Raw genomic sequence first — 26998 nt, 5'->3', positions numbered from 1 at the left:
AAAGGATGATTTTGTGGGTTATCGGGAAATATGGCAGCCATACCGGGAAGAAGTGGAGGAACGTTTTCTCCTGTGTATGGGACGACTGGAACAGATTGAGACAGAAGAAACAGTGCGGGAGCCGTACCGGGGTTATTTCCGACAGGCGGCGGCTCTTCTGAGAGAACTGGGCAGTCTGGAAGAAGAAATTTTCCAGGGCGGCTGGGAGCAGAAAAGCCTGGAAGAACGGGCGGAGGAGAACCGGAGGCTGTACCGGGAGGTGCTGCCGGAGCATTACGGGGCAAGTTATGCCAGCCCTGCGTATGCGGCGGAAAAGCTGGGAGAAGGATTTGGAAAGCTGCTAAGCGCGCTGTATGCAGATTTCCGTTCCCTGATTCCTTATGCATTTGAGAGCAGGATTTACGATATTACTATTTTCAGCGAACTGCTGGTGGAGATTTATAATGCCTTTGAGGGAGAAGAACTGCCGAAGGAGCGGGAAATCAGGCAGATGATATACTGGTTTTTCCATGATTACGGGGAAGTGTTTACGGAAACGGGCGTGCTGGCCCAGACCCGGCCGGAACTGGATTTTTATACCGGAATTATTATGGACAGCAATCTGGAGGATTTGGGGTATCTGTACCGCTACGGTGCTTATATTACTGACAATGAGAGAAAGACAGCAGAATTTCTGAACAGCCTGCCGGAGGAACAGATTCAGGCCATGGCAGATACCTGTACGGAGGGGTACCGCATTGGATTTGAAGTGACAGGAAAGGATTTGTCTAAAAAGAAATTCGTAGATTTGCGTTATCCCATTGGATTTGAGCGTATGATGCGGGCGGCGGTGAAAAATTTTGAGAAGATGGGCCTGCAGCCGGTGATGATGCGAAGCGCTGAGATTTCCTTTTCCGGCAGAGGGAACGGAAGCCGGTCGGTGGAAAGCACCTCTCCCAACCGCCAGTATGAGTATGACCACAAGGCTGACAGGGCAATGTATCTGGATAAATCGCTGGTGGAGCGCCGGCTGGAAGTGCTGAAAACTGCTTATGAGGCCCGGAAAACAGAGGCGGCCTGGTATGCCGGGCCTGCGGTGGTGGAGACCTTCGGGGAAACAGGCTTTGAGCCGAAGACCAGCCCTTATGCATGGCAGTATACGGAGAAGCAGCAGAAACTGAACGTATATTACGCGAACATGGCCACACAGATTACTAACAGTTATATTTAGGTAATTGCGAAACAAGTTCAAAATCTTGATTCCAATAGGGCAAAGGCCCGGTTGAGCCGGACTTACAGGAGGTGGATGTGGATAACAAGGATTTTAAGACATGAAAACAAAGCAGATAAGGATATCTGCCCGTGAAATGGTATGCGGTATGTAAGGTTATGCAATCAGAGGTTTTAAACTGCGGATATATTCATGCCTGTGCAGTTTATCAGCCACCATTACAGTAATAAGCTGGGTAATCCCGGCGAGAAGCAGGTCAGCATGAAGCGTTTTTTCATTCTGCGTTTTACGCCCGGCAACACAGAAGCTGTCCTTGAAATGGTTGATTGATTTCTCAACATTTACTCTGATCTTATAGGTGGAATCCCATCCGGCCGTACCGCGGAGTGTACCGGGATAGGCGCGCAGGTTTTTCTCGGGATAAATATAAAACATCCTGCCGCAGGGGGATTCCGTACAGGGATTTTCACAGTGGCAGACGCGTTTTGATTTCTTTGTAAGTTTGTTCCACTCCCATTTCATTTTCGGGCATACAAACTTCATGGTTGGCAGTCCGCAGCGGAGATGGGATTTGCTTCCTTCCCGTTTCATTGGAAGGGATGGGTCTTTGGGGCAGCAGGGGATGCCGTCCTTATTCAGCGGGCAGTCGGATTCCGGAAGGGAGATTCTGCCGTTGAGGGGAATGTAAGCTTTCTCAAAGGAAGCTTCCTGTAACAGGTATTTGTAGATTTCAATGGAATCAAATGCGGCGTCTCCCAGAAAAGTTTTCGGATTGATAAGCGGATGCTTGCGAAAGAAATCCTTTAAAGTGGGAATCAATGCCCTGGAATCGGCAAGACTCTTATCTTCATCCGGGGAATCAGATTTTTTTCCAACAATGATGTCAGGATGAGCCGCAAGAAAGTCCTTGTTATAAAAGGAAATATCCCGGACAATGCCGAGTCCGTTGGTAATAATACCGAATTTATAAGCATAACAGAAATGCCCGTTAATGTACATCTGCTGAATGGCTGGATTGGCGGCAGCATGGGAAGGCATGGAGCCGTAGGCGGCTTTATAAGGGTCAAAGGAATCGTCCATCCCTTTTGCTTTTTTGAAGGCTTTCAGCTGTTTGATGATACGGTTGGCATATTTGGGATTGTTTTCTGTAACCCATGCCTCAATGCCGGAGGTGTCAAAGAGAAGCATGGAAGCTTTCTGTGTATCAATACAATGGCAGATCGGTTCGGTCAAGTCAACAAGATGATCGAACATGGATTGTAAGTCCGATAAAAAATCCTGTTTGAACCGGGTGAATTTAGAGGCATCCGGGACAACATCAAAGCCGCAGAAGTCCCGCAGTTCCTGGGAGTATTTCAGGAATACGATCAGCAGGGATGTTGTTGGGATTGAGAAGATGAGCTGTAATAACAGAGCCCTGAGCATCGGATAAAGCAGATGCTTACGGGGCCTGCCAGTGGCAGCATGGAAATGAGAAATAAAGGACACTGGGACAATTTCATCTAAGTTGATGGTATTTTCGAGAAGTGCAAGGAACTGATATTTATCATTATCAAATTTATTTTGGCAATCGGTAAAAATATCTGCCAAAGAGAGCTGTTTGTATGTTATCATGTAGGTACAACTCCTTTACTGGTGGATATGGTTGATTGTTACTCGGCATCTCAATTTTACCACAAACCAGTGAGGAGTTGTTTTATTTTGTAACAAAGAGAATCCCGTATTTATGTGGGTTCTGGCGTTTCGCAAACGCCTAACAGTTATATTAAGGGAGAGGAGCGCAGCTTTACCATTATCGCCTATCCCATACCGGAAATCGGCCCGGATTATCCGGAAATCTTTGCAAAAACCGTGGAAGTAAATACGCTGGATTATAAATTATATCAGGAAATGCAGCAGAAAATCATAGATGTGCTGGACGAGGGCGAATCTGTGCGGATTACGGGAAAAGGAGAAAATCATACGGATCTGACCGTTGCTCTTTATCCCCTGAAGGACAGAAGCCGGGAGACTGCCTTTGAAAACTGTGTGGCGGATGTGAATATTCCGGTAGGGGAAGTATTTACCTCTCCGGTGCTGAAAGGCACCAACGGGCGTCTCCATGTGACTCAGGTATATCTGAGCGGCCTGAAATATCTGGATTTGGATCTGGAATTTAAGGATGGTATGATTTGCAGCTATCACTGCAATAATTTTAAGACAGAGCAGGAGAATCTTGCATTTTTAAAGGAAAACCTGCTGAAACACCATGATACCCTTCCGTTGGGAGAATTTGCCATCGGAACCAATACCACTGCTTACCGGATGGGTATTGACTATCAGATTCAGGACAGGCTGCCCATTCTGATTGCGGAAAAGACAGGGCCTCATTTTGCAGTGGGAGACACCTGTTACAGCTGGGCGGAGGATACGCCGGTGTTCAATCCTGATGGCAAAGAGATTGTGGCCAGGGATAACGAAGTGTCCATACTGCGGAAAGAAGATCCGCAGAAAGCATATTTCAGCTGCCATACGGATATTACCATTCCCTATGATGAGCTGGACCGGATAACGGTGCAGAAAAAAGACGGAACCTCTGTGGATGTAATCCGGAACGGAAAATTTGTGGTTCCGGGGACAGAACTGCTGAATAAACCTCTGGAAAAGTGTACGAAAGGATGAAAAGATGGAGGAGAAAAAATGTAATGAAACTGCAGGTGCAGTTGCTGTGAAGGTGCGGACGTACAGTGAAAAACCCGCCCGTGACGCCAAAGCAAATCATACGGTACTTCTGCTGATGACACTGATGGAGATACCTGTTGTGCTGGCCCTGTTTATTCAGTTTGGCTCGAAGGAGATTTCCAGCGGGAAACCTGCAATTATACCTGCAGTGATTTTGCTGGCTGGAGGGGCTGTCTGCTGGGGCATGTATCTGAAAGAAAAATCTTCGGAGCCTTTAAGGTATGTAATTCTGGGCTGTTTTCTGATTGGCTGGGGTTACCTGATGGTGACAGGAAAAAGCCTTATGATTTTCAGTTATGTTATCCCCATAATGATTTCACTGATTCTTTATTACGACAGGAAATTTGAAAAACGGGCATTTGCGGGAATTATGGGAATTATGATACTGCGGGGTATTGTGCTGGCGGCAACAGGGCAGCTTCTGGGGGATGACCTGACATTGGTGAGCGTCTGTACCGGGATTGTCATAACCTTTTCCTATAATGTAACAGCAAGGACTGCTAAAAATTTTGACCATGACACCATCTGGTCCGTAAAAGATCAGCAGGCAGTGCAGAATACCATGATGGAAGATATTCTCAGAATTTCAGAGGCGGTAAAGTCAGAAGTGGAGCAGACGGACGGGCTGGTGGAAAATCTCAGGGATTCTTCTCAGGTGGTACATAGCTCCATTCAGGAAATTTCCATCAGCACCCAGCTGACCGCGGAGAGCGTGCAGGAACAGACCACAATGACTTCCAGGATCAAAGACGCCATCGGAGAAACAGCGGAAAATGCCAGAATCATGGTAGAGGCGGCGGAAACTTCCGCCCGTATGGTGGAGGAAAGCATGGAGCTGATTAACCGTATGCGTGCCAGTGCGGAAACTATTGGAAAGACCAATACCCGTGTGGCTCAGTCCATGTCTCAGCTTCAGGATAAGGCCAGGGAAGTGCAGCAGATTACGGAAGTTATTTTTGAAGTTTCCAGTCAGACGAACCTGCTGGCTTTGAATGCATCTATTGAAAGCGCCAGAGCGGGAGAGGCAGGAAAAGGATTTGCAGTGGTGGCAGACCAGATTCGGGAATTATCGGAACAGACCAGAAAATCCACGGAGCAGATTGCAGGCATTATACAGGAACTGAATACAAACGCTCAGGATGCGGTAAGTATTGTGGGTGTTTCCATTGAGGCCATGAGCCAGCAGAATGAAATGATTGAACATGCGGCAGGGGGATTTACGGCAATCCGGGACAATGTGGAAACTCTGACCCGGCGGATTTCCGATATAGATTCCAAAATTGAAAATCTGGTGCAGTCCAACGATACCATTATCGAGAGTATCAGCCAGTTGTCTGCCACCAGTCAGCAGGTATCCGCAAGCGCACTGGAAGCGGAAGAACGCAGCCAGCAGAATGAAGCGGAGGCCCAGGAGGCAAAGAAACGGTTAAACAGCGTACAGGAAATTGTACAGGGTTTTGCAAAATATCAGGATTCGTAAACAGCTTACTATATAAAGGAGAAAAGTTATGGCAAAAGTTGGAATTGTTATGGGCAGCGACTCAGACATGCCGGTAATGGCAAAGGCGGCGGATATTCTGGAAGAACTGGGTGTGGAATATGAAATGAAAATTATCTCGGCCCACAGGGAGCCGGATGTGTTTTTTGACTATGCAAAGACTGCAGAGGAAAAAGGATTTAAGGTAATTATTGCGGGAGCAGGGATGGCAGCACATCTTCCCGGTATGTGCGCTGCAATTTTTCCCATGCCGGTGATTGGCATTCCCATGCATACCACTTCTCTGGGAGGACGGGATTCTTTGTATTCTATCGTTCAGATGCCTTCCGGAATTCCCGTTGCCACCGTGGCAATTAACGGAGGGGCCAATGCGGGCCTTCTGGCGGCAAAAATTCTGGCAACCTCAGATGAAGGGCTGCTGGGAAGATTAAAGGATTATTCCCGGAAACTGAAGGAGCAGGTGGAAGCAAAAGACGCACGTTTGCAGGAAGCAGGATACAAAAATTATAAATAAACGGAGGAAAGAGAATGGATTACAAGAATTCAGGCGTAGACATTGAAGCAGGTTATAAATCTGTGGAGCTGATGAAAAAGCATGTGCAGCAGACCATGCGTCCGGAAGTCCTCACAGGTCTGGGCGGATTTTCCGGTGCATTTTCCATGGAAAAGTTCAAAGATATGGAAAAGCCCACGCTGGTGTCCGGTACGGACGGTGTGGGAACCAAGCTGAAACTGGCATTTTTGCTGGACAGACATGATACCATCGGCATTGACTGTGTGGCAATGTGTGTCAATGATATTGCCTGTGCAGGAGGAGAGCCATTGTTTTTCCTGGATTATATTGCCTGCGGAAAAAATTGTCCGGAAAAGATAGCTACCATTGTAAGCGGTGTGGCAGAAGGCTGTATACAGAGCGACGCGGCGTTAATCGGAGGGGAAACGGCGGAAATGCCCGGTTTTTATCCGGAAGATGAATATGATCTGGCAGGGTTTGCAGTGGGCGTTGTGGATGAAAAAGACATCATCACCGGAAAAGACCTGAAAGCCGGGGACGTGCTCATCGGCATGGCCAGCTCCGGCGTTCATTCCAACGGATTTTCCCTGGTGCGTAAAATCTTTAAAATGGACAGGGAAACGCTGGATACATACCATGAAGAACTGGGAAAAACACTGGGAGAGGCCCTGCTGGCCCCCACGAAAATATATGTAAAGGCTCTGCGCTCCGCGAAAGAGGCAGGCGTCCGGGTGAAAGCCTGCAGCCATATTACCGGAGGCGGATTCTATGAAAATGTACCCAGAATGCTGCCGGAAGGCAAACATGCGGTCATTGAGAAAAACAGCTATGAAGTTCCGGCCATTTTTAAAATGATGGCACGGGAAGGCAACGTGGAAGAAAAAGTGATGTACAATACCTATAATATGGGCATTGGCATGATGCTGGCTGTGGATGAAGCAGATGTGGAGAAGACACGAAAAGCCATTGAGGCAGCGGGAGAGACATCTTATATTATCGGAAAAGTGGAAGATGGAGAGAAAGGGGTAACCTTATGCTGAAGATAGCAGTCTGCGTGTCCGGCGGCGGCACCAATCTGCAGGCCATACTGGACGGGATTGATGAGGGGACTATAACAGATACCTGTGTTGCGGCGGTGATTAGCAACAATCCCGGCGCTTATGCCCTGGAGCGGGCGAAAAACCACGGAATCGAAGGGGTATGCATTTCTCCGAAAGAGTTTCCGGACCGGGAAAGTTTTAACCGGGCCTTTCTGGAGAAGCTGGACAGCTATCAGGTGGATCTGGTGGTGCTGGCGGGATTTCTGGTGGTGCTGCCGGAATCCATGATACAAAAATACCGGAACCGGATTATCAATATTCATCCCTCCCTGATTCCCTCTTTCTGCGGAACGGGGTATTACGGACTGAAAGTCCACGAAGGGGCCCTGGCCCGCGGCGTGAAAGTGACGGGAGCAACGGTGCATTTTGTGGATGAGGGGACGGATACCGGGCCCATTATCCTGCAGCAGCCGGTGGCTGTGGAACCGGAGGACACGCCGGAGACCCTGCAGCGGCGGGTGATGGAGCAGGCCGAGTGGAAGATTCTGCCCCAGGCCATAGATTTGATTGCCAGGGGAAAGGTTCATGTGGAAAATGGGAAAGCTGTGATTCTGGAGCAGCCAAAAAGGAGGAAGTTATGAGAGTACTGATTGTAGGAAGCGGCGGCCGGGAACATGCCATTGCAGCAAGCGCGGCCAGAAGCCCCAGAGTGGATAAAATATACTGTGCGCCGGGAAATGCGGGGATTGGGCAGATTGCGGAGTGCGTGCCCATCGGAGCCATGGAATTTGAAAAGCTGGCTGATTTTGCAGAAGATGAAAAAATCGATTTTACCATTATCGGCATGGACGACCCGCTGGTGGGCGGTGTGGTGGACGTATTTGAGGCCAGAGGTCTGAAAGTATTCGGCCCCCGGAAAAATGCCGCTATCCTGGAAGGCAGCAAGGCCTTTTCCAAGGATTTGATGAAAAAATACAACATTCCCACTGCAGGTTATGAGACCTTTGATGATCCTGCAAAGGCCCTTGCATATCTGGAAACGGCCAGAATGCCCATTGTGCTGAAAGCCGACGGGCTCGCTCTGGGCAAAGGGGTGCTCATCTGCAATACGCTGGAGGAAGCGAAAGCAGGGGTAAAGGAAATTATGGAGGATAAGAAGTTCGGAGACGCCGGGAACCATATGGTGGTGGAAGAATTTATGACGGGCCGGGAAGTGTCCGTGCTGTCCTTCGTGGACGGGAAAACCATCCGGATTATGTCTTCGGCTCAGGACCATAAACGGGCGAAAGACGGAGACCAGGGCCTGAACACCGGAGGTATGGGAACCTTTTCTCCCAGTCCCTTCTATACGAAGGAAGTGGACGAGTTCTGCCATAAATATATCTACCAGGCCACGGTGGACGCCATGGCTGCAGAGGGACGTCCTTTTACCGGAATTATTTTCTTCGGCCTGATGCTGACGGAAGAAGGACCGAAGGTGCTGGAGTATAACGCCCGATTCGGCGACCCGGAAGCTCAGGTGGTACTGCCCAGAATGAAAAACGACATGATAGAGGTGATGGAAGCCTGCGTGGAAGGCAGACTTTCCGAGATTGATTTGCAGTTTGAAGACAATGCGGCGGTCTGCGTGGTGCTGGCTTCCGACGGATATCCCGTTTCCTACGAGAAAGGATTTGAAATCCGGGGGCTGGAGAAATTTGACTCAGAAGACGGATATTACTGTTTCCATGCGGGAACAGCCGAAAAGGACGGGAAGATTGTCACCAATGGCGGCCGGGTACTGGGCGTCACCGCCAAGGGAGCTGATTTGAAAGAAGCCCGAGCCAATGCCTGTAAGGCCACGGAATGGGTGGAATTTGACAATAAATATATGCGCCATGATATTGGAAAGGCCATTGACGAGGCATAAAACAGGACAGAAAGCAGGTGATGATATGCTCGGCAGCGCCGGGACTTTGCAGCCGATTCTGGATGATTTCAGAGAAGTACAGGAACGTATGCTGCTGGCGGAACAGGAACATGCAGAGGAAACCTATGCAAAACTGAAGAAAAAGTATGTTTCCCTGAAAGAGCTGCTCCTGTTACTGGGCATACATCCTGCCAATCTGGATAAAATCAAAGAATAGCATATGGAGAAACGGGACTGTTTTTGTGCAGTTCCGTTTTTTACTTCTTCGGCGTCCGGATACCTGCTTCCCTGTTAAGGACTTCCCGAAGCTCCGTCAGATTCTGGTCACACAGGACCATCTCGTGGTTCTCAGCGGTATATACTAATGCTTTTGCGGGTTTTGACCGTGGGAACAGCACTGCGGAAATCAGAATGTTGGTATCTGCAAGTAACTTCAATCTTTTCCCTTTCCGTAACGTACTTCATCAACCAATACCTGTACATCATCCTCATTATATACGCCCATCTGTTCGGCAACGCCCTCAAATGCTTTCTGGGCTTTATAAATTGCCTGTGCAGAAGCGTTATAGATGACGACCTTGCCGCCTGGCTTCTGGAAGAAAAGTATCTTGTCGCCAGATTTCAGACCAGGCAGGCGGCGTATCTCGGCAGGCATGGTAATCTGCCCATTGGCAGAGATTTTTGCTAAGTTCATGTAAACCATCCTTTCTTATAGCTGTACCGTTTGGCACAGTCGGATATACAGAATTCTTGAAATCTAAAGAATATTTTAGGCTTCTATCTCTATTATATCCAAAAACCAGAGAAAGTAAATGGATTTCAAAAAGATGTTTGTATCAGGTGTTCGCTGGCAATTTATCACTTAGGCATCCGATGGAAAACTGTATGTATCTGCACTCGGCCTGGCAATGGAAACAAACCCTGCTATGCAGCTATATGGTACGTAGCCGGAAAGGGATTGAAATGCTGGTTAATCTGCTCAACATAGCTTTACTGTACAATGAAACTGCTGCCATACCAGGATGAGGCATTCAAAGTATCATAAAGAAAGCGTACAGGATTTCAGGTCTGCACTCAGCGAAAGGATACGACAGGAGGTATTTTTTGCCAATCTCTGTTCTTCCGTTGTTTTTAACCGATTTAAGGAAATCTTAATAGTTTAAATAAAAATAAAACAGGAATTTTCAGAAAGTCTCTGCTATAATGGAACAGATAAATGACTTTTCGCCATGTCCGTACCGGAATATCACGGCATGGTTAAGTGCAATGAGATAAACGCCCCAATCAGGAGATGAAAATATATGAAGGACAGAATTTTAGTGGTAGATGATGAAAAGGAAATTGCCGATTTGGTTACCTTTTATCTGGAAAGCGAAAATTTCGAGGTGATTACCTGTTATACTGCTGAAGACGCATTGGAGCAGGTGAAGGGAACCCGGTTTGACCTTGCCATTCTGGATATTATGCTGCCGGGCACCAGTGGATTTGAGATTTGTAAGAAAATCCGGGAAACATGTACATATCCCATTATTATGCTGACCGCAAAGGATGAGGAAATTGATAAAATCCGGGGACTGATGCTGGGAGCGGACGATTATATGACGAAACCCTTCCGGCCTCTGGAGCTGGTGGCCCGCGTGAAAGCGCAGCTTCGCCGCTATAAACGTTATAACCAGCCTCAGACTCCGGATGGACAGGATAATTCCCTGCTGGTGCACGGCGGGCTGATTATAAATGTGAAAACCCATGAATGCCGCCTGGATGAAAAACCCCTGGTGCTGACGCCCACAGAATTTTCCATTCTGAAAATTCTCTGTGAACGCAAGGGGGAAGTGGTCAGCTCAGAAGATTTGTTCCATGGAGTGTGGAAGGATGAATATTACAGCAAAAGCAACAATACCATCACGGTACATATCCGCCATCTGCGGGAAAAAATGAAAGATTCCGTGGAACATCCAAAATACATAAAAACAGTATGGGGAGTGGGTTATAAAATTGAAAACTGAAGAAAGAAAGGATTTCCATGATTCAGAGCAGAGGCAGAAGACCATGGGATTTCGGATTTTTGGATTCTGGAAAAACAGAAAAAGCAGGAAAAAGAAAAATTCCGTCTATTCCAGACTGAGATTTAAGATTTTCATGCAGACCTTTGCCATGGTGATACTGACTTTTTTGATTATCTTTACCTTTTACAGCCGGTTTTGGTTCCGCCGGGTGGGGGACTGGATTGTAAAATTCCTGCAGGACGCCTTTCGTCTGGACTACGAAGATGCGCTGAATATTTACCAGTATGGACTCAGAGAAAATTCCAGCCTGATTATTTTCGGAGCAGTGGCAGTGTGCTTTTTACTGCTGTTTCACTTTTCCCTTTCCTGGTTTGTGCGGTATTTTAACGAGATAGACGAAGGAATTGACCGTCTGATTCAGGGAGATAACCGGGAAATCACCATGTCGCCGGAAATGGCGCCTATGGAGCGGAAGCTGAATGTACTGCGTCAGACTCTGGAAAAGAGGGAACTGGAAGCAAAGCTGGCGGAGGAGAGAAAAAATAATCTTGTGATGTATCTGGCCCACGATATCCGCACGCCTCTGACCTCGGTGATTGGTTATCTGAGCCTTCTGGAAGAAGCGCCGGATATGCCGGAGGAACAGAAGGCCAAATATGTGCATATTACACTGGAGAAGTCAAACCGGCTGGAACAGTTAATCAATGAATTTTTTGAAATTACCAGATATAATATTCAGGAAATTGTGCTGGAAAAAGAAAAGATTGACCTCTATTATATGTTGCTGCAGATGATAGAAGAATTCTATCCGGTGCTGGAAGAAAAAGGCAATAAAGCGGTGCTTCACAGTGATGAAAATGTGACGGTCAGCGGGGATCCGGTGAAGCTGGCGCGGGTATTCAACAATATCCTGAAAAATGCCGTTGCCTACAGTTATCCCCATACACAGATAGACATTCTGGTGCAGGAAATTCCTCCGTCAGAAGAATCTGCAGGGGAAATTATAATTCGCTTCCGAAATCAGGGGAAAACCATTCCAAAAGAAAAACTGACAGCTATTTTCGATAAATTTTACCGGATGGATGAAGCCAGAAACTCCGATACGGGAGGCGCCGGTCTGGGGCTTGCCATCGCAAAGGAAATTGTGACCATCCATGGCGGGCGGATTTTTGCCGAGAGTGAAAAAGGGCAGATTACATTCCAGGTGGAACTGCCGGGGGACTGAGTGCTGTCTTTTGGCTCAGTGTCCTCCCATTTGCCCTCATATGGTCGCTTTATTCTTTGATTTCATCAATATCCGTAAGATTTACGCCGGATACGTTTAATATGGCTTTTAATACCAGATATTCTCTTTTTAATTCGGTATATGTTTCTGTGGCACTTTCTTTTTTTGCCAATGCCATATATCGCTGAATCTTTTTGAAATCATCTATGGCAGTTTTCCCCTTTACTTTATATTTTGTGCCATGTGGTATCCGGAATAGAAACCGTTTATCAGAAAACGGCGGAAAAAGATATAAAATTTAAAGAATTCTTAGGATTTTCCCAGGAAAGAAACAGCAGAATCTTAAAACAAGTCCATATGATATCCGGTAAAATAGAAATAACAGGAATTGCCGGATGACGGTTTTGTCATGGAAAAGTCACCGGCCTGTCATGTTGGGCGGGTAAGATAGACAGTAATCAGAACAGGCAGTTGCCTGTGATAATCAGAAAGATAAAAGGAGAAGAGCTTATGAAAGACAAAAACAGGAAAAAAATAGCCGTATTGTTCGGAGGATGTTCCAGCGAATATGAAGTTTCCCTCCAGTCAGCATATGCGGTGCTTACACATACGGACAGGGAAAAATACGATTTCATTCCCGTCGGAATCACCAGAGAGGGCAAATGGTATCTGTACCGGGGAGATATTACCCATATTCCCGGCGATAACTGGTATGATGAAAAACAGTGTATTCCGGCAGTGGTTTCTCCGGACAGAAATCTGCATGGTCTTATACTGTTTCTGAACCAGGGGACAGAAACCATTGCGCTGGACGGGGCGCTGCCCGTTCTTCACGGCAAAAACGGAGAAGACGGAACGGTGCAGGGAGTGCTGGAACTGGCAGATATTCCGGTTATTGGCTGCGATACCATGAGTTCCGCAGTCTGTATGGATAAAGATACTGCCCACCGGCTGGCCGGCGCTCTGGGTGTAAAGGTGCCCCGGTCATACACTGTTTTCAGAGCAGAATTACAGGAAGCAGGACAGTTGGAAGAACTGGGCCGGAAGCTGGGATATCCGTTGTTTGTAAAGCCTCTGCGGGCAGGCTCTTCCTTCGGCATTACAAAAGTGGGTAAGCCTCAGGAACTGCAGGCAGCGGCGGAACATGCTTTTGCATATGATTCCCGGATTATTCTCGAAGAAATGATACGGGGATTTGAAGTGGGATGTGCAGTGCTGGGAACGGAGGAGCTGCTTGTGGGTGAAGTGGATGAAATCGAATTGTCGGAAGGATTTTTTGACTATACGGAAAAATATACCCTGAAATCCTCCAAAATCCATGTACCTGCCCGGATTTCTCAGGAACAGGCAAAAGAAGTGAAAGAAACTGCAAAAATACTCTACCGGGGCCTGGGCTGCAGTTATTTTGCAAGAGTGGATATGTTCCTGACGCCGGAGGGGGAAATTTATTTTAACGAAATCAACACCATTCCGGGATTTACCTCCCACAGCCGTTATCCCAATATGATGAAAGCCGCGGGCATTTCCTTTGAGGAACTTCTGGGCAGATTGCTGGAACTGTAGAAAGCAGGTGGGGAAATGATGTTGGAAAAAACAGCATGGTTCACAGGATGACGGAAAAATGGGAGGATTTATGAAACAGAGAAAAAATTATGCGGCTATTGATAATTTCCGGCTGGTTGCCGCCCTTTTGATTGTTGCCATTCATACAGGGCCTCTGGAATCCTTTCACAGTACGGCGGATTTTCTTGTAACTTACTGTGTTGGGAGAATTGCAGTTCCTTTTTTTCTGATGGTGACGGGATTTTTTGTGCTGGCACCTTATCAGAAAAGTATGGGGCGTTCCTCTTATCAGGCAGAGAAGGCGGCAGGGAAATTATGGAAATTTCTGAAAAAAACAGCTCTCCTGTACGGAGCAGCCATATTGCTGTACCTGCCGGTGATGATTTATGCAAAACAGTGGAATAACAGTCCGGGGGAATGGCTGAAGGAGCTCTTTTTCGACGGGACGTTTTACCACCTCTGGTATCTTCCGGCAGTGCTGACGGGCTGTATACTGCTGGCGGGGCTGCTGTCTGTGTGCAATCCTCCGGTTATCTCCCTGACTGTACTTGTGCTGTATATCATTGGAACCGGAGGGGACAGCTATTATGGGCTGCTCAGTCAGGCGCTCCCTGTCAAAATTTTTTATGAAGGAATTTTCACGGTCAGTTCCTATACCAGAAACGGAATTTTCTTTGCACCCATGTTTTTGTGGATGGGAGTGATTATCGCCAATGGAAAAATCAGAATGTCCGGACAGACAGCGTTGACAGGATTTCTGATTTCCATGGCAGGTATGATGGGAGAAGGCCTGCTGTCTTTCAGTCTGGAATGGCAGAAGCATAACAGTATGTATCTTCTGCTGCCTGTGGTAATGTTCTTCCTGTTTGAACTGCTGCTCTCGGCGGAGGGGACTTTTACAATCCCCATGGTGCGGGATGTGTCCATGTGTGTATACATCATTCATCCCATATGCATTATTCTGGTGCGCGGACTGGCGGGAGTGCTGAAACTCACAGATATTTTTGTGGAGCAGTCTTTGATTCACTATCTGACAGTGTGTGCACTTTCACTGGTTCTGTCCGTCGGAATTGCCCTGGGGATGCAGGCATTCCGCAATCGGGCAGATGCGGCTCCCGGTTATTTTCGGTAGTTCATGTACGACGCGAAAAGGAGGCAATTATGTATCAGAAAGGACGGGCCTGGATTGAACTGAATATGGAAAATCTGAAACACAATACGGAACAGTTCCGGCGTCTGCTTCCGTCAGACTGCGCCCTGATGCCGGCGGTGAAGGCCAATGCCTACGGACATGGCGCCCTGCCCGTTTCCAGGGCCTTGCAGCAGCAGGGAGTAAACAGCTTCTGTGTGGCCTCCGTGTCGGAAGGAATTGAACTTCGTCAGGGAGGGATAAACGGAGAAATACTGGTACTGGCTTACACCCATCCCGGACAGTTCGGCGATTTGATTACATATGATCTGACCCAGACTGTGGTGGACGGAAATTATGCACAGGAGCTGCAGCGTGACGGTCGAAGATTCACGGTTCATGTGGGAATCGACACAGGTATGCACCGTCTGGGGGAACGATGGGAGAATCTGGAGGAAATTGTAAAAATTTTCCGGACGCCTAATCTGAAGGTCACCGGGCTTTTCTCCCATCTGTGCGTGTCAGACGGACAGACGCAGGCAGAACGGGCCTATACGCTGGAACAGGTGCGGCATTTTGAATATGTGGTGGAAGAACTGCACCGCAGGGGAATCCATGATTTCAAATGCCATCTGCAGGGAAGCTACGGCATTCTGAATTATTCGGAGCTGTGTTTTGACTATGCCAGAGCCGGTATTGCCCTCTATGGCATTCTCAGCGGAAAACATGACAGGGTAAATGCTTCTGTGGAGCTGAAACCGGTACTTTCTTTAAAGACCAGAGTGGAAAGCGTAAAAATGCTGTATCAGGGAGAGCGGGCCGGATACGGACTGACTTACCGTACGGGAGGAAACCGGAAAATCGGTGTGCTGTCCATCGGATATGCCGACGGTGTGCCCAGAACCCTGTCCAACTGCGGTTATGTACTCTGCAATGGCAGACCGGCTCCTGTGATAGGACGAATCTGCATGGACCAGATGACGGTGGATTTGAGCGAGGTTCCCCAGGTAAAAGCAGGGGACGAAGCCGTACTGATTGGAACCTCCGGCAATCTGGAAATCCGGGCGGAAGACCTTGCACACTGGACGGGCACCATCACCAATGAAATTTTAAGCCGGATGGGAGAGAGGCTGGAGCGGGTGACGGAGTAAAATCCCTCCGGCGGGCTCACTCTTATGATTGAGGGGGACAGGGGATTTAATTCTTTACAGGGCCTGGGAATATTGATATACTTGGAATACTTATTGAATATATCGAAGATACAGAAGGAGCCTGAGAGAATGATGCTGGAAAATTTTCCGTTGGAACAGATTGTGGAGCCGCTGCTGGAGTGGTTTCGGGAAAATGCCCGGATACTGCCCTGGAGGGAGACGCCCACCCCTTACCGTGTGTGGGTATCGGAAATCATGCTGCAGCAGACGAGAGTGGAAGCGGTGAAACCGTATTTTGAGCGTTTTATAAAAGCCCTGCCGGATGTGCAGGCGCTGGCGGAGTGCGAGGAAGACCGCCTGCTGAAACTGTGGGAAGGGCTGGGGTATTATAACCGGGTGCGGAATATGCAGATTGCGGCCAGAACCCTTATGGAGGAATACGACGGGGAGCTTCCGGCAGACTATGAAGAACTTCTGAAATTAAAAGGAATCGGCCATTATACGGCCGGGGCCATTGCTTCCATTGCCTGTAAAATTCCCGTCCCCGCAGTGGACGGAAATGTGCTTCGGGTCATTGCCAGAGTATCGGCAGACGATTCCGATATTATGAAACAGTTTGTACGGACCAGGGTGGAACAGTCTTTACAGCGTATTATACCGGAGCATCACGCCAGTGATTTCAATCAGGCTCTGATGGAACTGGGAGCTACCGTCTGTCTGCCGAACGGTGCGCCTCTCTGTGAAAAATGCCCCTGGGGTGCCTTCTGTGAAGCCAGGAAAGACAGTCTCTGGCAGAACCTTCCGGTAAAAAGCCGACCGAAGCCCAGGCGGATTGAGGATAAAACAGTCTTCATTATCCGGGACGGAGAAAAAATCGTACTGCATAAACGGCCGGCCAGAGGCCTTCTGGCCGGAATGTATGAATTCCCAAACACAAAGGGCCATCTGACGGAGGAAGAAGCCCTGCAGTGGGTGAAAGAGCAGAAGCTGCAGCCCATCCATATCCGGAAACTGGAGCCGGCAAAACATATCTTTTCCCATGTGGAATGGCATATGACCGGATATATGATTCGGGTGGATGAGCTGGCGGAAAACACCAGCGGTATGCTGTTCGTAGAGACAGGGGAAACGGAAGAACAGTACCCTGTTCCGGCGGCATTTTCCGCTTATACCAGATACATGGATATCCGGCTGGGAAACGAGCGTTTTGAAAATGAACGGGATTTGGGAAAAATGTGAAAAGCAGGGGGAAAACAGCGGAAAAATGTGATATATAGAAGGAAAACAGCAGGAAAAATGTGATATACAGAGGTTGAAACACCGGGAAAAATGTGATACTCTGGTTCTGACAAAGCAAATAAGAGAGGATTATAATATGGAATTGCTGAAAAGAAAGACAGATAAAGTATTGCTGCAGTGGAAAAATAATCCGGAACGTTTGCCGCTGATTGTAAAAGGAGCCAGACAGATTGGAAAGACAGAGTCTGAAAGCCTTTAAACTGGACGGAAGATTTGACGTAATCTGCTCCGGTTCTCTGATGGGGATAAATTATCATGAAATAGAGTCCAACAGTGTTGGATTTAAGGAAGATTATCATATGCATTCTATGGATTTTGAGGAATTTCTGTGGGCAAAAGGGTACCGGGAAGAACAGATAGAAGATATGTATCGGCATATGCTTCTGATATCTCCTTTTTCAGAACTGGAATGGAAAGTATATGCAGAGATTTTTAAAGAATATATGGTGGTTGGAGGTATGCCTGCCATAGTAAACAGATTCGTAAAAAATAATCATTACAGCGGAATCCTGAATATGCAGCGGCAGATTTTACTGGACTATGAGGAAGATATCACCAAATATGCCGGAGGTCTCGACAAAGGAAAAATATTAAATGTGTATCGGAAAATACCGGTTTTCCTGGGAAAAGATAATAAAAAATTTCAGATATCCAAAGTTGCTCACGGGGCCAGAAACCGGGAATATGCGGGAGTTATTGAGTGGCTGGACAACGCGGGAATGATTAATATCTGTTACTGCATGGAACAGCCGGAGCTTCCCTTAAAAGGTAATTATGATCCTGATAATTATAAAATTTATTTCAGGGATACGGGGCTTCTGATTGCATCTTTGGATGAGGAAGCCCAGGAGGATATCCGAAACAATAAAAATTTTAATACTTACAAAGGCGCATTGTATGAAAACCTTATAGGAGATATGCTGGTAAAGCAGGGCTATCAGCTTTATTTTTTTAAAAATCAGAAAGGGACGCTGGAAATGGATTTTTTCGTCAGAGACAGGGAGAGTCTGATTCCGCTGGAGGTGAAAGCTAACGATGGCGCTACGGTGTCGTTAAATAATCTGATTGTAAAAAGTAAATATGGCGATATTTCTTATGGAATCAAACTGGGAAACAAAAATATCGGTTTTAACAGTAAATTCTATACATTTCCATATTTTCTTACATTTTTGCTGAAACGTTTTCTGCGGGAACATGAAAACAGTAAGAAAGAGATGTGATAAATATCAGGCAAAAGAGGAGCCGGTGCGTTTCGCACCGGCTTTCATATGAAAAAGATTTATATAAAAAAGTGAGGATACACTGTGTAAACGGGAGGACCCTGCCTTACCGGCAAGGCTTATGAAAAAGATATTCGGTATTAACTGTAAATACTGTTTTCTTTCATGATGACAGTATATCCGTAAAATGTGACTTTGCTGTGTTCATAATATGAGAAATATGTAAAGAATATATGAACAATTTAAGAGACTGATTTGAATGGATGCAGATACTTTTACCTGGTAAATCCGGCAGTGGAAAAATGTTCGGCTGCCCGGTAGGATAAACAGGTAAAAGAAAAAACCATATTTACAGAAGGAGGAAACCGGAATCGGAAGGATTCCGGGGAGAGAATTATGAACAAAATGATAAGAAGTCTGTATGCAGCTACAGTGCAGGAACTCACTGCGGCGGACAGAATCAGTCAGTCTGTGAAAGAAGAAATCCTGAATCTGCTGAAAGAGGAAGAAGTCACTTTGAAGCGTCAGGAATATGAGCGGTACCGGGATAAGGCTTTCCAGGCCGCATCAGTGGTGGAAGAAAGCGGATTTGAGCGGGGATTTCTCTGCGCCTTTCAGCTGTTTGCAGAATGCATCCGGCAGTAATGACTGGTGAAAAGCTGTCCGGCAGCAGATTTTTACAGACAGGGACGTATGATTACAGCGTACGGAAAAAGGCAATCAGAGCCGACTGCTGCTGTTCCGTTAAATGTCCGGCTTCCCGCAGAAGTTCTTTCTGCAGGGAAGTCAGAGAAAAATTATCATCCTCCGTGGAAAAAACTGGGAGAGGGTGATGCCGAAAGCATTGCATACCTTTTCCAGGGAAGGCACAGAGGGAATCATATTTTTCCGGTACCAGGATGAAATTGTGGACTGGGTCAGGCCGGATTCTTCCGCAAGCTGGTATTCGGACCAGCCTTTTTGCTTTCTGTAAAATACAATCCGCTCTAAAACATCTATCATAAATTCACCTCATAGTGTAGACATAACGGATTCTCATTATTGCTTATATCGTTAATAATATTCAAAATATCGTTGCAAAATAATGTTTTATAACGTAAAGGCGTATCTATGCAAAAGGAAAAGAGGAGGATGTACATGGAAAAAAGAAAAGATGAGAACTCCGGAGGTTTACATAAAATATGTGTATGTGTGCCTGGGACTGCTGGTATTTCTGATTCCCGCGAAAAAATTTGGAACCAGGAAAGAATACTGGAAAAGTTTTATGGCAGGGCTGCTTCCTTTGCTGGTGTTTGGCGTTGCGGGTGTGTTCAACATGATTTCTGCCATAAGCGGAGGGCCGGCAGTGGAAGGAGGGGTAACCCAGATTGGATATCTGACGGCTCATCCTGGACTTATTATAAAAGTGCTGCTTACTACTTTTATGGATAAATTTAATGACTATATGCTGTGGTTAAATACATTGGGAGCAGTAAATTACTCTCTGGGACCTTTGATTTATCTGGTACCCATGGCTGCCATTTATATTGGAGCGGCAGACTGTAATGTTATTTGCAGTTCCATAAGAGCGAGAGACAAAATCATCTGTTTTGCAGCGTTTGCTGCAATATGTATCGGGGTGGTGATGGGGATATACATAGGCGACGGACAGGCGAATGAAGTAGGTGCGCTGGTGGTTCAGGGCGTTCAGGGACGATATTTTATCCCGGTGTTGCCAGTCTTTTTCGGGGCTGTGAGCCTCCTGGATGGGAGTGCTGTGCACCGGGCTTTCTTTTCTGGCCATTGTGTTTATTATTGTGAAAAAGCTGGTGTTTGGCGATGATGTACAGGGATGGGCCTCCAACATGTGCGTCATTATTTTCATCGGCGGAATCCAGATGTTCTGTCTGGGGGTGATTGGTCAGTATATTGGCAAGACCTATGCGGAGGCAAAAAAGAGGCCCCATTACATTGCCAGCGAGTGCAGTGATGAACAGATTAAAAAAGTAGGATAAAAATGATATAAGGAGTTATTGAACTATGTTACAGAATATGAAAACATTTATAAATGTACATAAAAAGGCGATCATACTGAATGTCATAGTGGTATTTGTATGTTATGTACATATGATATTTTCCATGAATATGGGAATTGATACGGAGATTATGATAAGCAATGGTCCTGAAATGCTGAAATCGTGGACATGGATTGGAAGACATGGCCTGGTTCTGACTAAAACCTTATTAAACCTCAGAGTATATAATCCGTATTTTGCCGGAATTATTTTTCTGGCAGCCTTTATGGCACTGGGCATTTTTACTGCTTTTTACTGCTGGCTGGCAGCCGGGAAAAATGACAGATATCCATATGGGCTGTTTTTGGCATTGTTCAGTACCTGCCCGGTGTGGATGATGCAGTTTTATTTTGCTCTTCAGAGGATGGAAGTGGTACTGGGACTGGTTTATACCCTTATTTCTGTATTTTGTTTTAATCAGTTCGTTTTTTATCAGAAGAAGAACATTTATCTGTTGGCGTATCTGGTGTTTGGAGTCTGGGGATTCTGCTCTTATCAGGGCAATGTGATGTTTTATATTGGTCTCTGCGTTATGTTTCTTATACTGGATTTTGCAGAGCATTATCAGCAAAAGCAGTGGCAGGATTATAGCAGGATGATTCTGAAATTAACAGGAGGATTTCTGGTCATTTATCTTGTAAATATGGCCATTACCCGCCTGTTTTTCGGGCAGGGAGTCTATCTTCGGGAACAGGTTGCCTGGGGGAAGGTGGGAATCTCCGAAATTATCTACAGGATATGCGCTCATGTACATCATATACTTTTCTTCAGAGGAACGTGGTTTCGTTCTGCCTATCCCCTGGCATGTCTGTGTGTTGCAGCAGTTTTTATCATGTTCTGTCAGAAAAAAGAGATGAAAAAAGGCATGAAAGGCATATTATTTCTGGCCATGGCAGGATTACTGATAACCCCTGTTTTGCTGACCATTTATATAGGAAATATTCCTGTACCTCGTTCTCAGTTTGCACTGCAGTTAATATCGGCCTTTGCCTGTATGTTTGCCTGTGGAATCTGGAAAATGGATGAGGACAGAAAGGTGAAGCTTCTTTTCTGGGATGGGATTATACAGAGGAAAATCCCATCGGTGCTACCGGACGTATCATTGGATTTATGAAAACCATGGGGCTGGAGGTAAGAGGTACGCTGAATAAAAAGGAGGAGGCTGTGAAAGCGGCAGAAAAAATGAACTGTTATCCTGAATCGGGATATATTTCCGTTCAGGACGGGTTTGTGGTGGTGAAACTTTCGGAAGCAAAAGAAAAAAATCAGAAACAGACAGAAAAAAGCAGGTGATAATGATGGGAAAACGAATGATGGCGCTGCTTCTTGCAGCAGTGATGATCTGGAATACGGGAGCAGAGACATTGTATGCCATGGAATATACAACGTCATCTGTACCGGAAGCCAGTACAGAGATTCCGGATACGCAGGACAAAAACAGCGAAACGCCAAATCCGGGGGAAGAAGGCGGCCAGCCGGCGGAGAATCCGGGAGAAAGTACAGTGCCTCCATCAGGAGAGGAAATTACGCCGCCGGGTTCCGGAGAAGAAACCACGCCGCCAGTACAGAAGCCGGAACCCACAGTGGAAGAAACAAAGGCGGTATATACGGTGATCTTTGACTTTAACGGCGGCCAGAGCGGCGACGGAGCTGTTCAGATAATCCAGTCCGTGCAGGAGGGAAATGCACCGGATATGGCACAGGTGACGGAACCTGTAAAAACAGGCTATGTATTTCAGGGATGGAGGACAGAAACAGGTGAAGTCTTTGACGTTACTCAGCCGGTACAGAGTAATCTGACGATAAAAGCTGCCTGGGCACCCATTACCTGGAACATACAGTTTGACGCCAACGGCGGAACGGGAACCATGAATCCCCAGACTTTTGCCTATGATGAACCCCGGCCGCTGGCGGTCTGTCAGTTTACCAACAGTACAGATGCTGCTGGACTGGACGGAAGGCCATACGGATTTGATTAATAAAGGCGCAAGAGTTCCTGGCAAACTGTACTATAGCTGGAACATTTATTCTACAGGAGCCAGAGAAAAGATGGAGGCCATGTTCTGCTATCTGGGCATGGTGTTCGGACAGGCGGGAAGTATGTCCACAGACACTTATTTCGAGACTTACGCTTATGCATTTCGGGCATTGTATTATGCAGCCCGGAGCCAGTATGCCAATGCCCATATTTTTATCTGTACGGACAATTACTGGAATACTTCGTCGTCGAGGCGTTTCAGTGCGAAACAGGTGGTTACTTCCTTTGCAGAACATCTGAATGCCATACAGAAAGGGCTGAAGTGGAATCTTGCATACCATGCCTATTCTTTCCCACTGACTTATACAAGGGTCTGGAATGGCTATGGAATTACAAATCTTTGGGATGTTCAAATATATGGATACGTCCAAATCCACCCGGTATACCAACCGGTATCTCAGTGTGATTGGAAGCTCCTCCTGGAAAAAACTGGTGCCGGGGTACAAAGAAAAAAGACTTCGCACCATGTATCGGAAAATATGAAAAAATATAAGGAAATGATATTGTATCTGATGTTCGGCGGGGCCACAACAGCGGTAAATATGATTGTCTACTATGTCTGTGCCCGCCTCCTGAACATCCATACTGCTTTCAACACCGGAGCCGCCTGGCTGCTGTCCGTGTTGTTTGCCTTTGTGACAAATAAGATATGGGTATTTGAGAGCGGAAGCCGGGGCCGGGCATTCTGGCAGGAGATGCTTTCATTCTTCTCCTTAAGGCTGCTGACGGGAATTCTGGAGGTCATTATCATGTATGTCAGCGTGGAACTGCTGAACCGGAATGACATGGTGATGAAAGTGCTGGTAAATGTACTTGTGGTGGTTCTGAATTACGGGGCCGGCAAGCTGGTGATTTTCAGGAGGGAAACTGAAATAAGTTGACAGACGTATCACAATAATACACAATAAAAGTACGAAAAATCGTACGAATTTGTGAGGTGACAGTATGCTGGCTGTAAAGAGCATGGATGTGCGTGAAAATTTTAAGGAATGGTGTAATAAAGTAACAGGAGGGGAAACCCTTGTTGTATCAAGGCCCAAAAATGAAAATGTTGTAATCATATCTGAAAAAGAATATAACGAAATGATAAAAGTTAAGATAAATGCAGAATATCTGGCTGTGCTGGACAGGGGATATGCTGATATTGCCCAGGGGAAAGGTATAACGAAGACCGATGATTAAACAATACAGGGCCGCCAGGGAAAAATAAGAAATTTTTAAGGAAAAAAAACTGGCTTCTCCGGACAAATTGTGTATAATAAGTAGATATATGTTACAGTACAGAATCAAAGGAGAAAACAGATGAAGTTATTATCAATCGCAATTCCCAGCTATAATTCCCAGGATTATATGGAGCATTGTATAGAATCCCTGCTGCCTGGCGGCGAGGATGTGGAAATTATCATCGTGGACGACGGTTCCAAAGACAGAACCGGAGAGATTGCAGACCGGTATGCCAGCCAGTACCCTACTATTGTGAAAGCTGTCCATCAGGAAAACGGCGGACACGGAGAGGCGGTAAATGCAGGAATCCGCAATGCGTCCGGCCTGTATTTTAAGGTAGTGGACAGTGACGACTGGGTGGATGAAGAAGCCTATCGGAAGATTCTGGATGTTCTGCGGGAACTGTCCGGCGGAAAGACAGTGCTCGATATGCTGATTAGCAATTTTGTATATGAAAAAGAAGGGGCAAAGCATAAAAAGGTGATGAAATACACCGGAACTTTGCCGGAGAACCGGATTTTTGGCTGGAATGAGGCAAAACATTTCCGCAAAGGCCAGTACATTCTCATGCATTCCGTAATTTACCGCACTCAGCTCCTGCGGGAATGCGGACTGGAGCTGCCGAAACATACCTTTTATGTGGACAATATTTTTGTGTATGTGCCTCTGCCCCATGTGAAGAACATGTATTATCTGAATGTGGATTTTTACCGCTATTACATTGGCAGAGAGGATCAGTCTGTTAATGAGAAAGTAATGATACGGCGCATTGACCAGCAGATTAAGGTAAATAAAATCATGGTGGAAGCAGTGGATTTGTGGAAGCTGCCAAACCGCAGGCAGCGGAAATATATGTTTAACTATCTGGAAATTATTACCGTAGTATCCACCATTATGTTAATCCGTTCCGGCACGGAAGAAAATCTGGAGAAAAAGCGTGAGCTCTGGAAATACCTGAAAAATTATGATATCCGCCTGTTCTGGCATTTGCGGAACGGTATTATGGGGCAGGCCATGAACCTGCCGGGCAGAGGCGGAAGAAAGATTTCCGTTGCTGCTTACAAAATTTCCCAGAAGGTTGTGGGATTTAATTAGAGCCGGAATCTTGACAGACAGAAAAACCTGTTTTATAATGCAAAAAGAGTGTGAGACAAAGACCACACGAAGGGGTACACCACCGCGGGTGTAATTCTTTCGTGGTGGTCTTTTTCGTTACAGGAGGAAAATATTGCTTTGCAACTGTGCTTAAACGCGATACGTTCAGCATACTGCGTATGCTCTGACGCACCGCAAATGGCGCGGCAAAGCGTCCAGGTCCGCTTTGATTTATTACAGGAGGCAATCTTATGACAGTAAATGGAGAAAACAGAAAACTCCCCGGCAGGATTTCCCTTTCCGAATTTCTGATGGGGGAAGGATTTCAGACAGAACGGATTGCAGTGGAGCGAAACGGGGAAATTGTCCCGAAATCGTCTTACGGTCATACTGTTCTGGAGGAAGAGGACAGGCTGGAAATTGTAAATTTTGTAGGAGGAGGCTGATGGAAGAATATACTGTGAATAAAAGCAGAGATAAGAGACGCGGAACAGAAGGCGGGACAGGAAAAACTGTCACCGGAGAACAGCTCAGGCAGGCGCTGCTGGAGCGGTATTCTCCCCGGATGTACGAGCAGATTTCCGGCGGCAAAGCGGCGGTGGCAGGCCTTGGAGGTCTTGGCTCTCAGATTGCGGTTCTGCTGGCCAGAGCCGGGGTGGGGGAACTGCTTCTGGTGGATTTTGACCGGGTGGAACTGACCAATCTGAATCGGCAGGTCTATGACCTTTCCCACCTGGGAATGCCCAAAACGGAAGCCCTGGCCGGAATACTGCAAAAAATCAATCCATATCTGAAGATAAGGGTAAAACAGGAATATGTCACGGAGGAAAAAGCCGGGATTCTGTTTCAGGAATATCCCATACTCTGCGAGGCTTTTGACAAACCGGAACAGAAGGCCATGCTGGTCAATACTGTTCTGGAGCGATGCCCGGAAACCGTCATTGTGGCAAGTTCCGGCATGGCGGGATATGGTTCGGCCAATTCCATTGTCACCAGAAGAAAAATGAGGCGGCTTTACATATGCGGAGACGGAGAGACAGAGCTGTCAGAACATGTCTGTCTCATGTCTTCCAGAGTGGCAGTCTGTGCGGCCCATCAGGCCAACATGGTTCTGCGTCTGCTGCTGGGAGAGGAAGAAGTATAAAAGTACAGGAATCATTTCATGGTTCGGCAGTATAAAAGGCGCTGCGCACAGAATGAAAGAAAGAATGGAGGAAAGAATGAAAGACGATAAACTGATATTAGGCGGACAGGAATTTCAGTCAAGATTTATACTCGGCTCAGGAAAATACAATGTGGAACTGATTCAGGCGGCAGTGGAACAGGCGGGAGCGGAGATTATTACGCTGGCGGTGCGCCGGGCCAACTCTTCCGGAGAAGGGAATATTCTGGATTATATACCGGAAGGGGTTACGTTGCTGCCCAACACCTCCGGGGCCAGGACTGCTGAGGAAGCAGTGCGGATTGCACATCTTTCCAGAGAACTGGGCTGCGGAAATTTTGTAAAAGTAGAGATTATACGAGATACCAGATATCTGCTGCCGGATAATACGGAGACGGTAAAAGCAACGGAACAGCTCACAAAAGAAGGATTTGTGGTACTCCCCTATATGTATCCTGATTTGAACACAGCCAGGGATTTGCAGCAGGCCGGAGCGGCGGCAGTAATGCCTCTTGCATCTCCCATAGGTTCCAATAAAGGACTGGAAACCAGAGCATTTATTCAGATTCTGATTGATGAAATCGACCTTCCTGTGATTGTGGACGCAGGGATTGGAAGGCCTTCTCAGGCCTGCGAGGTAATGGAAATGGGAGCGGCGGCAGTGATGGCCAATACAGCCATTGCCACTGCAGGAAATATTCCCCGGATGGCCGCAGCTTTCCGAAAGGCAATCGAAGCCGGGCGGGATGCTTATCTGTCGGGACTGGGCAGGGTGCGCCAGTCAGGAGGAGAGTCTTCCTCCCCGCTGACAGGTTTTCTGCGGGACTGAGCAGGAAAGCCCTGAAAAGTAAAAGTTCAGAATGGAGGAAGTTATGACAGGAAAGCTGACAGAGGAGGTTCGGAATGGAGAAAATTATGACAGGAAAGCTGACAGAGGAGG

At 46.8% G+C, this 26998-nt stretch carries 30 protein-coding genes and 4 pseudogenes; 29 read left to right on the top strand and 5 right to left on the bottom strand.

What is annotated here, in order from left to right; genetic code table 11:
* Positions 1–13 precede the first annotated feature (13 nt).
* Positions 14–1210, top strand: coding sequence for a hypothetical protein (locus VSQ32_12815; GenBank protein MEH2943717.1), 1197 nt, complete (start codon positions 14–16; stop codon positions 1208–1210).
* Between the two features lie 218 nt (positions 1211–1428).
* Here the strand turns inward: VSQ32_12815 and VSQ32_12810 are convergent.
* A pseudogene (locus VSQ32_12810) lies at positions 1429–2824 on the bottom strand (transposase).
* 141 nt (positions 2825–2965) lie between these two features.
* Between VSQ32_12810 and VSQ32_12805 the strand changes: the two are divergent.
* The 7 genes and pseudogenes from VSQ32_12805 (at position 2966) to VSQ32_12775 (ending at position 9109) form a co-directional block, all read left to right on the top strand.
* A pseudogene (locus VSQ32_12805) lies at positions 2966–3871 on the top strand (aminopeptidase).
* Between the two features lie 4 nt (positions 3872–3875).
* A complete protein-coding gene (locus VSQ32_12800; GenBank protein MEH2943716.1) occupies positions 3876–5411 on the top strand; it encodes a methyl-accepting chemotaxis protein in 1536 nt (511 codons plus the stop codon).
* A gap of 28 nt (positions 5412–5439) precedes the next feature.
* The gene (gene purE / locus VSQ32_12795) at positions 5440–5943 is read left to right on the top strand and encodes a 5-(carboxyamino)imidazole ribonucleotide mutase (GenBank protein ID MEH2943715.1); all 504 of its coding nucleotides are present in this window, start codon (positions 5440–5442) and stop codon (positions 5941–5943) included.
* A gap of 14 nt (positions 5944–5957) precedes the next feature.
* Positions 5958–6983 (top strand): phosphoribosylformylglycinamidine cyclo-ligase, encoded by a 1026-nt coding sequence (purM, locus tag VSQ32_12790; protein MEH2943714.1) that lies wholly within the window; start codon positions 5958–5960, stop codon positions 6981–6983.
* The gene (gene purN / locus VSQ32_12785; GenBank protein ID MEH2943713.1) at positions 6977–7624 is read left to right on the top strand and encodes a phosphoribosylglycinamide formyltransferase; all 648 of its coding nucleotides are present in this window, start codon (positions 6977–6979) and stop codon (positions 7622–7624) included. Before purM ends, purN begins: the two co-directional genes overlap by 7 nt.
* Positions 7621–8892, top strand: coding sequence for a phosphoribosylamine--glycine ligase (gene purD, locus VSQ32_12780; GenBank protein ID MEH2943712.1), 1272 nt, complete (start codon positions 7621–7623; stop codon positions 8890–8892). Before purN ends, purD begins: the two co-directional genes overlap by 4 nt.
* Positions 8879–9109, top strand: coding sequence for a hypothetical protein (locus VSQ32_12775; protein ID MEH2943711.1), 231 nt, complete (start codon positions 8879–8881; stop codon positions 9107–9109). The genes purD and VSQ32_12775 overlap by 14 nt, the downstream gene beginning before the upstream one ends.
* 40 nt (positions 9110–9149) lie before the next feature.
* On the opposite strand, the gene VSQ32_12770 is transcribed toward VSQ32_12775, so the two are convergent.
* Together VSQ32_12770 and VSQ32_12765 are read right to left on the bottom strand one after the other, a co-directional pair.
* The gene (locus VSQ32_12770; GenBank protein MEH2943710.1) at positions 9150–9329 is read right to left on the bottom strand and encodes a PIN domain-containing protein; all 180 of its coding nucleotides are present in this window, start codon (positions 9327–9329) and stop codon (positions 9150–9152) included.
* Positions 9326–9586 carry an AbrB/MazE/SpoVT family DNA-binding domain-containing protein gene (locus VSQ32_12765; GenBank protein MEH2943709.1) on the bottom strand — a complete coding sequence of 87 codons (261 nt, stop codon included), beginning with the start codon at positions 9584–9586 and terminating at the stop codon, positions 9326–9328. Before VSQ32_12765 ends, VSQ32_12770 begins: the two co-directional genes overlap by 4 nt.
* Before the next feature lie 230 nt (positions 9587–9816).
* On the opposite strand from VSQ32_12765, the pseudogene VSQ32_12760 reads away from it, so the two are divergent.
* The 3 genes and pseudogenes from VSQ32_12760 (at position 9817) to vanS (ending at position 12123) form a co-directional block, all read left to right on the top strand.
* Positions 9817–10001, top strand: a pseudogene (locus VSQ32_12760) (hypothetical protein).
* Positions 10002–10193: 192 nt separating this feature from the next.
* Positions 10194–10898 (top strand): VanR-ABDEGLN family response regulator transcription factor, encoded by a 705-nt coding sequence (gene vanR, locus VSQ32_12755; protein ID MEH2943708.1) that lies wholly within the window; start codon positions 10194–10196, stop codon positions 10896–10898.
* Entirely contained in the window at positions 10888–12123 is a 1236-nt protein-coding gene (gene vanS, locus VSQ32_12750) for a vancomycin resistance histidine kinase VanS (protein ID MEH2943707.1), read from the top strand. Before vanR ends, vanS begins: the two co-directional genes overlap by 11 nt.
* A gap of 49 nt (positions 12124–12172) precedes the next feature.
* On the opposite strand, the gene VSQ32_12745 is transcribed toward vanS, so the two are convergent.
* Positions 12173–12373, bottom strand: a complete 201-nt coding sequence (locus VSQ32_12745; protein MEH2943706.1) for a hypothetical protein — start codon at positions 12371–12373, stop codon at positions 12173–12175.
* 260 nt (positions 12374–12633) lie between these two features.
* On the opposite strand from VSQ32_12745, the gene vanG reads away from it, so the two are divergent.
* The 7 genes from vanG to VSQ32_12710 all read left to right on the top strand — a co-directional run bounded on the left by vanG (position 12634) and on the right by VSQ32_12710 (position 19130).
* The gene (vanG, locus tag VSQ32_12740; GenBank protein MEH2943705.1) at positions 12634–13686 is read left to right on the top strand and encodes a D-alanine--D-serine ligase VanG; all 1053 of its coding nucleotides are present in this window, start codon (positions 12634–12636) and stop codon (positions 13684–13686) included.
* 70 nt (positions 13687–13756) lie between these two features.
* Positions 13757–14818: an acyltransferase family protein gene (locus VSQ32_12735; GenBank protein MEH2943704.1), complete on the top strand. Its 1062-nt coding sequence runs from the start codon at positions 13757–13759 to the stop codon at positions 14816–14818.
* A gap of 29 nt (positions 14819–14847) precedes the next feature.
* Positions 14848–15966, top strand: coding sequence for a serine racemase VanT catalytic subunit (vanT, locus tag VSQ32_12730; GenBank protein MEH2943703.1), 1119 nt, complete (start codon positions 14848–14850; stop codon positions 15964–15966).
* Between the two features lie 129 nt (positions 15967–16095).
* The gene (gene mutY, locus VSQ32_12725) at positions 16096–17205 is read left to right on the top strand and encodes an A/G-specific adenine glycosylase (GenBank protein ID MEH2943702.1); all 1110 of its coding nucleotides are present in this window, start codon (positions 16096–16098) and stop codon (positions 17203–17205) included.
* 136 nt (positions 17206–17341) lie between these two features.
* Positions 17342–17464: a hypothetical protein gene (locus tag VSQ32_12720; GenBank protein MEH2943701.1), complete on the top strand. Its 123-nt coding sequence runs from the start codon at positions 17342–17344 to the stop codon at positions 17462–17464.
* Complete coding sequence (locus VSQ32_12715; protein ID MEH2943700.1) at positions 17436–18485, top strand: DUF4143 domain-containing protein; 1050 nt, start codon at positions 17436–17438, stop codon at positions 18483–18485. Before VSQ32_12720 ends, VSQ32_12715 begins: the two co-directional genes overlap by 29 nt.
* A gap of 396 nt (positions 18486–18881) precedes the next feature.
* Positions 18882–19130 (top strand): hypothetical protein, encoded by a 249-nt coding sequence (locus VSQ32_12710; GenBank protein MEH2943699.1) that lies wholly within the window; start codon positions 18882–18884, stop codon positions 19128–19130.
* Positions 19131–19182: 52 nt separating this feature from the next.
* Here the strand turns inward: VSQ32_12710 and VSQ32_12705 are convergent.
* Positions 19183–19487: pseudogene (locus VSQ32_12705) on the bottom strand (helix-turn-helix domain-containing protein).
* Between the two features lie 151 nt (positions 19488–19638).
* Here VSQ32_12705 and VSQ32_12700 point away from each other — a divergent pair.
* The 11 genes from VSQ32_12700 (at position 19639) to VSQ32_12650 (ending at position 26887) form a co-directional block, all read left to right on the top strand.
* Positions 19639–20307: a DUF2142 domain-containing protein gene (locus VSQ32_12700; protein MEH2943698.1), complete on the top strand. Its 669-nt coding sequence runs from the start codon at positions 19639–19641 to the stop codon at positions 20305–20307.
* Positions 20282–20479: a hypothetical protein gene (locus VSQ32_12695; GenBank protein ID MEH2943697.1), complete on the top strand. Its 198-nt coding sequence runs from the start codon at positions 20282–20284 to the stop codon at positions 20477–20479. The genes VSQ32_12700 and VSQ32_12695 overlap by 26 nt, the downstream gene beginning before the upstream one ends.
* Before the next feature lie 25 nt (positions 20480–20504).
* Complete coding sequence (locus tag VSQ32_12690) at positions 20505–21653, top strand: glucosyltransferase domain-containing protein (GenBank protein MEH2943696.1); 1149 nt, start codon at positions 20505–20507, stop codon at positions 21651–21653.
* Between the two features lie 50 nt (positions 21654–21703).
* Entirely contained in the window at positions 21704–21832 is a 129-nt protein-coding gene (locus VSQ32_12685) for a hypothetical protein (protein ID MEH2943695.1), read from the top strand.
* A gap of 2 nt (positions 21833–21834) precedes the next feature.
* Positions 21835–22518 carry an InlB B-repeat-containing protein gene (locus VSQ32_12680; GenBank protein MEH2943694.1) on the top strand — a complete coding sequence of 228 codons (684 nt, stop codon included), beginning with the start codon at positions 21835–21837 and terminating at the stop codon, positions 22516–22518.
* Positions 22478–23458, top strand: a complete 981-nt coding sequence (locus VSQ32_12675; protein ID MEH2943693.1) for a DUF5722 domain-containing protein — start codon at positions 22478–22480, stop codon at positions 23456–23458. Before VSQ32_12680 ends, VSQ32_12675 begins: the two co-directional genes overlap by 41 nt.
* Positions 23459–23522: 64 nt before the next feature.
* Positions 23523–23759 (top strand): type II toxin-antitoxin system Phd/YefM family antitoxin, encoded by a 237-nt coding sequence (locus VSQ32_12670; GenBank protein MEH2943692.1) that lies wholly within the window; start codon positions 23523–23525, stop codon positions 23757–23759.
* Between the two features lie 120 nt (positions 23760–23879).
* Positions 23880–24896: a glycosyltransferase family A protein gene (locus tag VSQ32_12665; protein ID MEH2943691.1), complete on the top strand. Its 1017-nt coding sequence runs from the start codon at positions 23880–23882 to the stop codon at positions 24894–24896.
* A 251-nt stretch (positions 24897–25147) separates the two neighbouring features.
* Complete coding sequence (gene thiS / locus VSQ32_12660) at positions 25148–25342, top strand: sulfur carrier protein ThiS (GenBank protein ID MEH2943690.1); 195 nt, start codon at positions 25148–25150, stop codon at positions 25340–25342.
* Complete coding sequence (thiF, locus tag VSQ32_12655) at positions 25342–26040, top strand: sulfur carrier protein ThiS adenylyltransferase ThiF (GenBank protein MEH2943689.1); 699 nt, start codon at positions 25342–25344, stop codon at positions 26038–26040. Before thiS ends, thiF begins: the two co-directional genes overlap by 1 nt.
* 76 nt (positions 26041–26116) lie before the next feature.
* Complete coding sequence (locus VSQ32_12650) at positions 26117–26887, top strand: thiazole synthase (protein ID MEH2943688.1); 771 nt, start codon at positions 26117–26119, stop codon at positions 26885–26887.
* The last annotated feature ends 111 nt before the right edge of the window (positions 26888–26998 follow it).

This window comes from Lachnospiraceae bacterium JLR.KK002, assembly GCA_036941025.1.
Taxonomy (GTDB): Bacteria; Bacillota; Clostridia; order Lachnospirales; family Lachnospiraceae; genus Petralouisia.
The sequence above is the reverse complement of the archived record's forward strand: the minus strand, read 5'-3'. Positions and strand labels throughout refer to the sequence as shown.

Coding starts and splice junctions, on each gene's coding strand:
- VSQ32_12800 (MEH2943716.1), top strand. CDS start 3,876: ATGGAGGAGAAAAAATGTAATGAAACTGCAGGTGCAGTTGCTGTGAAG.
- purE (MEH2943715.1), top strand. CDS start 5,440: ATGGCAAAAGTTGGAATTGTTATGGGCAGCGACTCAGACATGCCGGTA.
- purM (MEH2943714.1), top strand. CDS start 5,958: ATGGATTACAAGAATTCAGGCGTAGACATTGAAGCAGGTTATAAATCT.
- purN (MEH2943713.1), top strand. CDS start 6,977: ATGCTGAAGATAGCAGTCTGCGTGTCCGGCGGCGGCACCAATCTGCAG.
- purD (MEH2943712.1), top strand. CDS start 7,621: ATGAGAGTACTGATTGTAGGAAGCGGCGGCCGGGAACATGCCATTGCA.
- VSQ32_12765 (MEH2943709.1), bottom strand. CDS start 9,586: ATGAACTTAGCAAAAATCTCTGCCAATGGGCAGATTACCATGCCTGCC.
- vanR (MEH2943708.1), top strand. CDS start 10,194: ATGAAGGACAGAATTTTAGTGGTAGATGATGAAAAGGAAATTGCCGAT.
- vanG (MEH2943705.1), top strand. CDS start 12,634: ATGAAAGACAAAAACAGGAAAAAAATAGCCGTATTGTTCGGAGGATGT.
- VSQ32_12735 (MEH2943704.1), top strand. CDS start 13,757: ATGAAACAGAGAAAAAATTATGCGGCTATTGATAATTTCCGGCTGGTT.
- vanT (MEH2943703.1), top strand. CDS start 14,848: ATGTATCAGAAAGGACGGGCCTGGATTGAACTGAATATGGAAAATCTG.
- mutY (MEH2943702.1), top strand. CDS start 16,096: ATGATGCTGGAAAATTTTCCGTTGGAACAGATTGTGGAGCCGCTGCTG.
- VSQ32_12720 (MEH2943701.1), top strand. CDS start 17,342: ATGGAATTGCTGAAAAGAAAGACAGATAAAGTATTGCTGCAGTGGAAA.
- VSQ32_12710 (MEH2943699.1), top strand. CDS start 18,882: ATGAACAAAATGATAAGAAGTCTGTATGCAGCTACAGTGCAGGAACTC.
- VSQ32_12700 (MEH2943698.1), top strand. CDS start 19,639: ATGAGAACTCCGGAGGTTTACATAAAATATGTGTATGTGTGCCTGGGA.
- VSQ32_12690 (MEH2943696.1), top strand. CDS start 20,505: ATGTTACAGAATATGAAAACATTTATAAATGTACATAAAAAGGCGATC.
- VSQ32_12680 (MEH2943694.1), top strand. CDS start 21,835: ATGATGGGAAAACGAATGATGGCGCTGCTTCTTGCAGCAGTGATGATC.
- VSQ32_12675 (MEH2943693.1), top strand. CDS start 22,478: ATGCTGCTGGACTGGACGGAAGGCCATACGGATTTGATTAATAAAGGC.
- VSQ32_12670 (MEH2943692.1), top strand. CDS start 23,523: ATGCTGGCTGTAAAGAGCATGGATGTGCGTGAAAATTTTAAGGAATGG.
- VSQ32_12665 (MEH2943691.1), top strand. CDS start 23,880: ATGAAGTTATTATCAATCGCAATTCCCAGCTATAATTCCCAGGATTAT.
- thiS (MEH2943690.1), top strand. CDS start 25,148: ATGACAGTAAATGGAGAAAACAGAAAACTCCCCGGCAGGATTTCCCTT.
- thiF (MEH2943689.1), top strand. CDS start 25,342: ATGGAAGAATATACTGTGAATAAAAGCAGAGATAAGAGACGCGGAACA.
- VSQ32_12650 (MEH2943688.1), top strand. CDS start 26,117: ATGAAAGACGATAAACTGATATTAGGCGGACAGGAATTTCAGTCAAGA.